Origin of the sequence: Flavobacterium sp. (assembly GCF_049318185.1) — a bacterium.
GTDB lineage: Bacteria > Bacteroidota > Bacteroidia > Flavobacteriales > Flavobacteriaceae > Flavobacterium.
Genome location: NZ_JBMOGV010000084.1, coordinates 1 through 9,782, shown reverse-complemented (window position 1 = coordinate 9,782; position 9,782 = coordinate 1). Strand labels below are relative to the sequence as shown.

At 29.3% G+C, this 9,782-nt stretch carries 9 protein-coding genes and 1 pseudogene; all 10 read right to left on the bottom strand.

Annotated elements, in window-relative coordinates; all coding sequences use genetic code 11:
* Window positions 1–72: 72 nt before the first annotated feature.
* Window positions 73–888, bottom strand: coding sequence for a glycosyltransferase family 2 protein (locus tag ACOYLT_RS08380; protein ID WP_422853408.1), 816 nt, complete (start codon window positions 886–888; stop codon window positions 73–75).
* Window positions 888–1,898 (bottom strand): glycosyltransferase, encoded by a 1,011-nt coding sequence (locus tag ACOYLT_RS08375; protein ID WP_422853407.1) that lies wholly within the window; start codon window positions 1,896–1,898, stop codon window positions 888–890. Before ACOYLT_RS08375 ends, ACOYLT_RS08380 begins: the two co-directional genes overlap by 1 nt.
* A 41-nt stretch (window positions 1,899–1,939) precedes the next feature.
* The gene (locus tag ACOYLT_RS08370; RefSeq protein ID WP_422853406.1) at window positions 1,940–2,908 is read right to left on the bottom strand and encodes a hypothetical protein; all 969 of its coding nucleotides are present in this window, start codon (window positions 2,906–2,908) and stop codon (window positions 1,940–1,942) included.
* Between the two features lie 22 nt (window positions 2,909–2,930).
* Window positions 2,931–3,983, bottom strand: coding sequence for a glycosyltransferase family 2 protein (locus ACOYLT_RS08365; protein ID WP_422853405.1), 1,053 nt, complete (start codon window positions 3,981–3,983; stop codon window positions 2,931–2,933).
* On the bottom strand, window positions 3,976–5,070 hold the full coding sequence (locus tag ACOYLT_RS08360; protein WP_422853404.1) for a glycosyltransferase: 1,095 nt from the start codon (window positions 5,068–5,070) through the stop codon (window positions 3,976–3,978). Before ACOYLT_RS08360 ends, ACOYLT_RS08365 begins: the two co-directional genes overlap by 8 nt.
* A gap of 42 nt (window positions 5,071–5,112) precedes the next feature.
* Window positions 5,113–5,907: a class I SAM-dependent methyltransferase gene (locus tag ACOYLT_RS08355; protein ID WP_422853403.1), complete on the bottom strand. Its 795-nt coding sequence runs from the start codon at window positions 5,905–5,907 to the stop codon at window positions 5,113–5,115.
* A 19-nt stretch (window positions 5,908–5,926) separates the two neighbouring features.
* Window positions 5,927–7,183, bottom strand: coding sequence for a polysaccharide ABC transporter ATP-binding protein (locus ACOYLT_RS08350; protein ID WP_422853402.1), 1,257 nt, complete (start codon window positions 7,181–7,183; stop codon window positions 5,927–5,929).
* A gap of 72 nt (window positions 7,184–7,255) precedes the next feature.
* On the bottom strand, window positions 7,256–8,107 hold the full coding sequence (locus ACOYLT_RS08345) for an ABC transporter permease (protein WP_422853401.1): 852 nt from the start codon (window positions 8,105–8,107) through the stop codon (window positions 7,256–7,258).
* A gap of 206 nt (window positions 8,108–8,313) precedes the next feature.
* Window positions 8,314–9,222 (bottom strand): glycosyltransferase family 2 protein, encoded by a 909-nt coding sequence (locus ACOYLT_RS08340; protein WP_422853400.1) that lies wholly within the window; start codon window positions 9,220–9,222, stop codon window positions 8,314–8,316.
* Between the two features lie 44 nt (window positions 9,223–9,266).
* A pseudogene (locus ACOYLT_RS08335) lies at window positions 9,267–9,782 on the bottom strand (hypothetical protein); the annotation flags it as partial.

The window sequence follows — 9,782 nt, the reverse complement described above, 5'->3', positions numbered from 1 at the left end:
GTAACTATTACTACGGCTATTTTTTGTTTATTATTATTCATCTAATTTTTTTATTATACCCTTTTATAAAACTTAGGTTCTTTTAAAATTTAGTAGTTTAAAACTATAAAAAATAACTCTTCCTAAAGCTTTAAGTTTAAGAGGATTTTTTAAATAGCCTAACCACAACAATCGCATTCCTTCTTTAACTCTTCCTAATTGAAAACAAGTAACACCCGTAACCTGATACAATAATTGACTTAAGAACGTATTTTTATTGAAATAAGTTTGATGTTTCTCAATAACATAATAAAAAAAACGAATCTTATTTTCTTTGTTTCCACCCCCTAAACTGAAAGTGGCATCATAAAATAAATTTTGTTTATTAATTATAATAGTAGTGTATTTACCAAAATCAATCCTCCACTTTAATTCGGTGTTTTCGCCATAATGTAAGTTTTCATCATACATTCCAACCTTATAAAAAACTTCTTTTCGAATAGCAAAGGAACCAGCTAAAAAACCTTGGTAGCTATTATTATCAATAATATTTTCATCAGCTTTTCTACATCTTACAATTGCAGGAGCTTTTTCACTAATTGCATGATAAAAATCCATCAACCATTCCTTAGCAACGTAATCATCGCTATCTAAGAAAACTAAATAGTCTCCTTTAGCTTGTAAAGCTCCTAAGTTTCTTGCCGTACATACTCCCTTATTTTGTTGAAAAAAATAAGAGATTCTAGGGTCATTTTGTAATGAAATAACAGTACGCGTATCATCAATACTACCATCATCAACAACAATGATTTCAAAATCAGAATAGGTTTGATTTAAAACAGATTCAATAGCCCTAACAATGATATGACCTCGATTATAAGAAGGTATAATAACGGTAAAATAGGGCATTAAAAATAATTTTTCAAATGGATGAAATGTTTATGAGATTGAATACTATTGCGCCAATAAGAAAATAGTTTTTCCTTCCAAATAGTTATTGCTAATTCTTGCTCAATAGTATTTGATTTTACTGCTACAAAAGCATGTATCCTAAGCTTGAAATAAATCAAAAGAGCGAAAATCATTTTAGCAAACCAAGTTGTAAAATATAAAATAGGAGACATTTTACGATTTCTAAATAAACAACCATAGGGAAGCAAATTGCACACACCAGTAGAAATGCCTTTTTTTAGTCGTAAATAATACTCCCAATGCATCCTTTGCTGAGGCATATGATGCCCAAAAACCAATCTATGGTCGTAATAAAGCTTATACCCTAATAACTGAATTAAATAACACCACTCTACATCACCACCTGAAGCAAGTGTATTACCTTTTCGGTCTGACATAATAGTTTTAAAACCTTTATTAAATAATTCAAGTAAGGGTGATTTTCTAAAAAAAGTACCTGCTCCATATAATTCTGAGGGATATTTTGTCATAAATCCATCTTGCGAAGCTTGAGCGCCTGCTGCAAAACTATAACTATAGCGATCAAACCACTCTGGTTTTTCAGCATCAAAAACTGGAATTCCACATCCTCCTAATGCACCTATTGCTGAATTTGATAGTAGAATTTCTGAAGCCACATTTAGATAATTATCGGACAGCACATTATCATCATCACAAAATAAAACAAACTCATGTTGGGCTTCTTTCAATCCTTTTAATCGAGCATGATTTAATCCAGGTGTTTGTTCTGTTACTATTTTCCATGGAAAATAAATTGCTGCTTGGGATAAATAGTCGTTGCAAAATATAGCAGTTGCATCAGTGGACAAATTATCTACAATAATCAATTCAAAATCATATAAAACCGAAGGTTCTTGTCTTGTTATAGAACTTAAAACATTTGGCAATCTATACTTACCATTAAAAGTGCATATTACAATAGAAACTCCAAATTTAGTACTTGACATTAAGCTTTTTTAAATATCTTATATTATTCCACCAATTCCATTTATCTTTTAAAAAGTCTTGACTTTACTCTTTTAATTAAACTCTTTTTAGGATTCTTTTTAAAGGAGGCAAAGTTCAATAATGGCTTTACAACTGATAATTTCTCAACGTTATTTTTTTTTAATCTTTCAGAATAATCAGCAAAAAGAATTTGAAGCTCTGGTAAAGTTTCTAAAAGGTATTCTTTTTTTTCAACTCGCCCAGTATAATAAAGACTACCTATTTTATAACCACTAAAATGAAAAAATACTAATTCTTGTGAAGTGTCATTCACAAAGTAGTCATTGTTTAGAGTTTTTAATCTTCTTTCTGCAAAATTCCACCAAGCCATATTATATCCTAAATGCTTAAAAATATATATTCCTTCAAAAAATAAGGGAGCAATATCTATCCATTTTTGATCAACAAACAAACCTCTTGGCTTGTCAATAACGCAATGATGTCGCAATCTTTGCTGCCACCACTTCATAAATTGTAACGTTTCTTCACAATATCTTGCGCCTATAAAGCCCAAATTATACATCCCATGACGCATTGCTACCAATTCATCAGTAGTTACCTCGTCGTTTGGCTTAGTTAACATGGGAGTTAATACAACAGCGTGCTTATCCAAAATACCATTTAGGACGTCCATATTTTTATAAAAAACTATATCTGGATCTACATAATATATTTTAGTTTCAGCACCATATTTTTGAAATAAGTATCCAAAATAATAAGGCTTAACTGCAGTATTAAACTCAATAATATTGTATTTTGATAACATGTCCTCAAAACAATCAAAACCAATTTGGTCGTATTTAATTATTTCGTAAGGGCTAAAAAAAGTATAATCAATAGCTGGATCAAAATCATCAACCAAACCAATGATAAAATCTGTTTCAGGACACATTTCTCGTATGGAATCACCTAAGGTTTTTGCATGAGCTAAATAATTATTGGAACATAGAGTAAATACAACGGTTTTCATAAATTAGTTTATAATCCTTAAGTTAAATTATACAATCATTAAATTCAATTTTACCTAAATTACTTTTTCTAAGAACATAATAATCAGGTATTCTTTTTGAATTATTTTTTAAATAGATATCAGAAATTTTCAAAAAAAAGGAAAATCGAGAAGATAATTTTAGTAATAAAACATTTATTAAACTTTTATAAATTGAAAATGAATTTCTATTAAATCGATTTATTTTAATCCAATGTTTTAAAAATGTTAAATATTTTCCATGCCTAACTGTATATTGTGATGAAAAAAAATATAGAATTGAAAATAAAGAATTTAAATGTTCATTACTTAATTTAAGATGATATTCATTCAATATTTCATAATAAAAATTTATTCTTTTTTCTAGAATTTTAATATCACCCGTAAAAGATATACTTCTGCTAATGGTATCTTTTCTTCCATCTCTGATATAAACATCTACAGGCAAATCAAAAAATTTGAGATATATTCCTTTCAATAATAAACACCTAAGATGAAGATCATAATCTTGCCAAAATAACAAATTCTCATCAAACCCCCCCATTTTAATTAAAAACTCCTTTTTATAAATAGGCCCTGAAGTTTGCCATAATGCATCCATTCTCAAAAAACGGGATAAGTCATCTTCATCGGTATCAATATTCCAGTAAAATCCTTTTTCTATCGACTCTTCTTGGAACAAAATATTTTTAAAAACCAGAAAATGACAAGATTGATTTTGATTAAATAAAGAGACTCTTTGTTCTAGACAGAATGGCGCTAACAAATCGTCAGAGTCTAAATAAACTATATAATCACCTTTTGCAAGTTCTAACCCAATATTTCTACATGTAGGTGCGCCTTTAGGATCTCTATTTCTATACAATAATTTAAATCGATTGTCTTTTGAAATAAAAATTTCTATTACTTGAACCGTTTTATCGTTTGAACCATCTTCTACTATAATACATTCCCAATTGGTATAAGTCTGAGCTAATACGCTATCTAATGTTTCTTCAATTAAATGAGCTCGGTTGTAAGTGGGAATTATTATGGAAACTAGTTGATTATCATTCATTTAAAATAACTCTTAACTTGTTAATATAATTATCCATAGTGAACTCTTTTTTTATACGCTCCCTTCCTTTTACTCCCATCTTTTTCGCCAAATCTTTGTTACTAATTACTTTTATCATAGCGTCTTTCATGGCAATGACATCTGTTTCTTTTACCAGAAAACCTGTTTCATTATTAATAACTACATCTGGTATACCAGCATGATAAGTAGCAATAACAGGCAATGCAGCTGCCTGAGCTTCTAATACTGCTACAGGCGTTCCTTCGCTATCGCCGTTATCGGCTATAACCGAATGTTGTACAAATGCCAGAGAATTTTGCATTTCCAATCTTGTTTGTTCTGGTTTAATTATCCCTAAAAAAATTACACTGTCCTGAATATTCCATGCTTTCACCATATTTTTACAGGTATTTAAAAGCACTCCAGAACCTGCCATTTTTAATTTGGCTTCCGGAAATTCTTTAAGGACTTCATAAAAAGCCATCAAAGTGAGATAAGGTGCTTTTTTATCTACAAAACGACCTATCGCAAAAAAAGTGTTTGAGTTGTATTTGGGTTCATTTTCAAAAAAAATAGCATTCGGACCGTAGGTTATTAAGGCAATCTTATCTTCTGCACAACCTAATGAAATTAATTTTGCTTTCATGGACTGTGAAACGGCGATAATTTTTTTTGCTTCTACAAACATTCTCTGGTAATCCTTTTCATAATAGCTTAAGGTATCTTTTTCGCTGGCATCAAACCCATGAAAATGTACAATTAAAGAAACATTTGCCTTATTACATATATCCATTAATGCAGCACCTGCTGGCCCATATTGAGCTAAAACAAAATCTATTTTATGTTTTTTTAAAACATTCACAAAATCAGGAGTAGTGCTAAAAATAGTTTTATTAAAAATCAATTTAAACAATTGATTTAACTTGGCTCTATACTTATCATTAATAGGAATGTTATCCCCATAAAAAAGAGGTAACCAACCACCATACAAAACTAATTTTGCAGGCAAAAGTTCAATTTGAGCGTTAATAAACGTTTCTGAATAAGCATTTTTACTAATCGTGGCAATTGCAATGTTCTTTTTCAAAACCATAATTTAATTTATTTTTTTTTGATTCTGAATCAATTTTTATCTAAGAAATTTTTTAAAACTAACTATATTTTTCACTAAGTTAGCTATTGAGTTTTCTCTTTTAAATTTTGGATAATTTAAATTTAATTTCTTGTTAACTCTTTCAATTCTTAATTCTTTATTTTCTAAAATTATGTTAGTATTACATACTAATTGATTTTTCGAGCCATATTGAGGATTAATTTCAATAACAGCATATAAGTAATCAAAACTATTCCAAATATTTTGATAACTATAATACACAACTTCTCCTTTTATATCTTTGGCTATTTCTAACACTACCTGGCTATCAATATCTTCATCAACAGGTTGTAAACCCTCAGGATAATTTTCTTTTAACCATTTTTGGTGATACTTAGTTGGGCATGCTATAATTAATCTTCCTTGATTATTAATTAACAATGCTAGTGATTTATTAAAAGCATTTCGATTTTCTCTAGGAATATGTTCATAAACATCGATCATTACAACTGCATCATATTTATTAATTGGAAGTTCTTTCGTTACATCGAATACCTCAAAAGTTAAATTGTCATTTTGAAAAAGTTTTTCTGCAGTTTTAATTAAGACTGGACTTAAGTCTATACCATTTATTTTAGCATCTCTAAAACAATTCGAAAACTCATAACTACTCCATCCAATCCCACAACCAATTTCCAATATAGATTTTGCCTTCTCTGGTATAAATGAAGATAATGTTAAAATACCTCTCTCAATTCTAGGATTTCCTAGAACGTAATCATCTATTAATTTTTTATCAAAATTATTATAAAAATTTAATGATTTTTCCATACATATATTATTAGATTTATTATTTGATTTCCCATTTATTTTCTTCTACATATACAGCATGATCTGGATACCAATAATATTCTCTTAAAACACCAAATTTTTGGACTTCAAAATAACATTGTTCACTAATAGTTTCATATTTTTTTTTTGTTTTTCTATCGGCAAAATGTATAATTAATGAATATTTTCCAGGATATAAATTACATTTAGGCATGATTGAAGTTAATTCATATTCCCCTGGATTTTTTCCAAAATCTTGTTCTTCAGAAAGATTCAAAATATGTAAAACTGGTAATCCTTTATAATTTATAATTTGATAAGATAATGCTGCAGATTCTATCTTTAAAGGAGTATATAATTTAAATCTAATTCTTAGTTCTTTACCAAAACTATGTATTCCTCCTGGATTTGAAGTTAATACTTCAACCTCACGAACATGAGGAATTGATATCGGTTGATTACCAATATATTTTGTTGAAAATTCATTTCCGTTTAAATAAAAATCAATAGCATTATAAGTTGGACCATCAAATTCTAGCGAACCCTTTTCTAAAACTAAGCTCTTTGTTGTTAAACTAGAAACAGCCTGTAAATTATGACTCACGAACAAAACCGTTCTCCCCTCTCCTTTGCTCACTTCCCCCATTTTGCCTAAACATTTTTTTTGAAACTCGGCATCGCCAACGGCTAATACCTCATCTACAATCAAAATTTCACTTTCTAAATGAGCAGCAACAGCAAAAGCTAGTCTCACATACATTCCTGAAGAATAACGTTTAACCGGAGTATCTATATAACGTTCAACACCTGAAAAATCAATTATTTCATCTAATTTTCTAGTAATTTCAGCCCGTCTCATACCTAAGATAGCGCCATTCAAATAAATGTTTTCTCGTCCGGTCATTTCAGGGTTAAATCCGGTTCCTACTTCAAGTAAAGAGGCAATCCTACCATTCACTTTAAAACCTCCTGTTGTAGGTTTGGTTACCTTACTTAATAACTTCAATAAAGTACTCTTTCCGGCACCATTGCGACCAATAATCCCAACAGAATCGCCTTGTTCAATTTCAAAATTAATATCTCGCAAAGACCAAACGTAATCACTTTCTCCTTTCATACTCCTGTCATTGGCTTCTCCAATTTTTACATAAGGATCTTCTAAACCACGAACCTTATACCATAAACGATTCAAGTCATGACTAAGTGTGCCTGTACCTACTTTTCCCAATCGGTATTGTTTGGAAATATTTTCTGTCTTTATTGCTAACTGACTCATTATTTAGTATTGTAAATTAATAATATCTTGATAATTGATAATTGATAATTGATAATTGATAATTCATAAATATTATACTGTATCCATAAAACTTTTTTCAACCTTGTTAAAAATAAGAACACCAACCGCAAGTAAAACAAAAATAGATATAGCACTATACACTAAGGTTAGTGGTTGAAAATGACCTGCACCCAGATATCCGTAACGAAAACACTCAAAAATACTAGTTAGAGGATTATAATGTACAATAAATTTATATTGAGAGGGTATTGATGTTACAGTATAAACTACAGGAGTGACATACATAAAAAGTTGAACCCCAAAAGAGAGCAACATGTTAAGATCCTTATACTTCGTAGTCATAGAAGAAAAAATCATGCCTAATCCTAGAGCAAAAGCGGCCATGAGAAGCAATAAAACAGGAGTAATTAAAATCCATAAATTAGGATGAATAGTTTCTTTTACGAAGGTAAAATAGAGTACCACACAGACAAATAAGGTGAATTGAACCAAAAACTTCATCAATCCAGAGAATACTATAGCTAGGGGCATGATTAATCTAGGGAAATAGACTTTACCAAAAATAGAAGCATTACTCTGAAAAACAGTGGCTGTTTTATTTAAAACATCAGAAAAATAACTCCAAATAGTAACCCCCGATAAATAAAAAGCCATTTGTGGTAAACCATCAGTAGACAACTTTGCCACCTGACCGAAAATGATAACATAGATTATGGTAGTCAATATGGGCTGAATAAAAAACCAAATAGGCCCTAATATAGTTTGTTTATAAAAAACGATGAAATCTCGCTTTACTAATAAAAACAATAAATCCCTATAAAGCCATACTTCCCTAAGATTAACTGAAAATAAAGATTTCTCTGAAACAATTTCTTCAGTCCATAACTGTCTTTCGTTCAACATTGTATATTATTTAAGTAAAATTATGATGCTTGTTAATTTCAAATTATTAAATGAATACCCACTTAAATCAATTCAACCTCATTTGTCTTTTAAAGGTAAGTGCTATTAAAAACTCACGACTCCTGTTGTCTCAATCGGTATTACTTAGATATATTTTCTGCTTTTATAGCTAAATATTTTACAATCTACTAAAAATTTAAAAACATTTAAAAAGTTGTTTTTTTTGTGTAAAAATAATAGGTAAAACTGAAGTAAATATAGTTTAGGAATGCTAATAAAATATTTTTTATACTAGCAATGATTAGCAAAAAACTTTTACTTTTAATACTCGAAAATAAGAGTAATTTATGTCTTCCACAAATAGCTCTATAAATAAATTTTTTTTCATAAGGCTCAACCAACAACAACCACTTTCTTAGATCATTCAATCGATATTCTGGCTTATTTACTATAGTACCAACCCCTTGATTTGTAATTCTATAAACAGACATGCAATCAGATAAATATTTAAATTTCCCTATTTTAGAAAGTAGTAAATATAAAGTTGAGTCACCAGAATAAATATTTCTAAAATAACTTAAGTCCATAGACTGATTTCTAAAAACTACACTTGCAGTAGGAATAAACCATTTATACTTAAATAAATCTTTCCTTGTGTAATCTGACCTAGATTGTAAAAAGGAATATTTTTGACTAAACTTTTTTATAGATTTATTAGTATATAAAAAATTTGCATCATGAAAACACAAACTGTATTCTTTATTTTGTTCCAAAAAATCAACTTGTTTTTGTAATTTTAATGGGTCAATCCAGTAGTCATCACCTTCACACATTGCAATATACTGACCTTTTACTCTTGGAATATTAAATGCAAATGTTGGCTTTACACCTTTTGAAAACTGATTTTCAGATTGATAAATCGGTTTCACAATACCCGGATATTTAGTTTCGTATTCTTTTATAATACTTGCCGTTTTATCTTTTGATGCATCGTCATGAATTAAAACTTCAAAAATGAAATCACATTTTTGCAACATAAAACCATCTAAACATTGCCTAATGTAGTGTTCATGATTATAAGCTTGGCAACAAATAGAAACTTTAATATCACTCATTTTATACTTTTAAAAAAACTATTTTTCTATTATTAAGAATATATTTACCTTAATCTTTTTGGCGTATCAACTGCTTTTGTTGGATTTCCAAAACACTTTGTTCCTGATGGAATATCTTTAACTACATTAGAAGCCATACCAATCATACAATCATCACCTATTGTAATTTTATTATTTGTTGTTGTATTGATTCCAATAAAATTTCTATCACCCATAACTATATTGGCTACAATAGCTTGAGTTGCAACCAAATTATAATTTCCAACTACTGCATCATGGCCTATAGTTACGCCACTCATAAAAGAATTAAATTGTCCCACTTTTGCTTTTGGATTGACAACTGAATGCGCTAATATAACTGTTCCAATACCAATACTAGCACTTCGAGCAATCATACAACTGGGGTGAATAAATGTACAATATCTATCCAAAGGGATAGCCAAACTATCTTTCAAGTCAATTGTTTTTTGCATCGATTGAATGTCGTATGATTGGAAAATAAACTTTACGTTTTTGTCTTCTTTATATTTTTCATAAACATCCGCAACTCTTGACAAAAC

What these genes read in the sequence shown, in the direction of transcription:
- ACOYLT_RS08380 (WP_422853408.1), bottom strand. Translation starts at nt 888, where the DNA reads ATGCCCTATTTTACCGTTATTATACCTTCTTATAATCGAGGTCATATC.
- ACOYLT_RS08375 (WP_422853407.1), bottom strand. Translation starts at nt 1,898, where the DNA reads ATGTCAAGTACTAAATTTGGAGTTTCTATTGTAATATGCACTTTTAAT.
- ACOYLT_RS08370 (WP_422853406.1), bottom strand. Translation starts at nt 2,908, where the DNA reads ATGAAAACCGTTGTATTTACTCTATGTTCCAATAATTATTTAGCTCAT.
- ACOYLT_RS08365 (WP_422853405.1), bottom strand. Translation starts at nt 3,983, where the DNA reads ATGAATGATAATCAACTAGTTTCCATAATAATTCCCACTTACAACCGA.
- ACOYLT_RS08355 (WP_422853403.1), bottom strand. Translation starts at nt 5,907, where the DNA reads ATGGAAAAATCATTAAATTTTTATAATAATTTTGATAAAAAATTAATA.
- ACOYLT_RS08350 (WP_422853402.1), bottom strand. Translation starts at nt 7,183, where the DNA reads ATGAGTCAGTTAGCAATAAAGACAGAAAATATTTCCAAACAATACCGA.
- ACOYLT_RS08345 (WP_422853401.1), bottom strand. Translation starts at nt 8,107, where the DNA reads ATGTTGAACGAAAGACAGTTATGGACTGAAGAAATTGTTTCAGAGAAA.
- ACOYLT_RS08340 (WP_422853400.1), bottom strand. Translation starts at nt 9,222, where the DNA reads ATGAGTGATATTAAAGTTTCTATTTGTTGCCAAGCTTATAATCATGAA.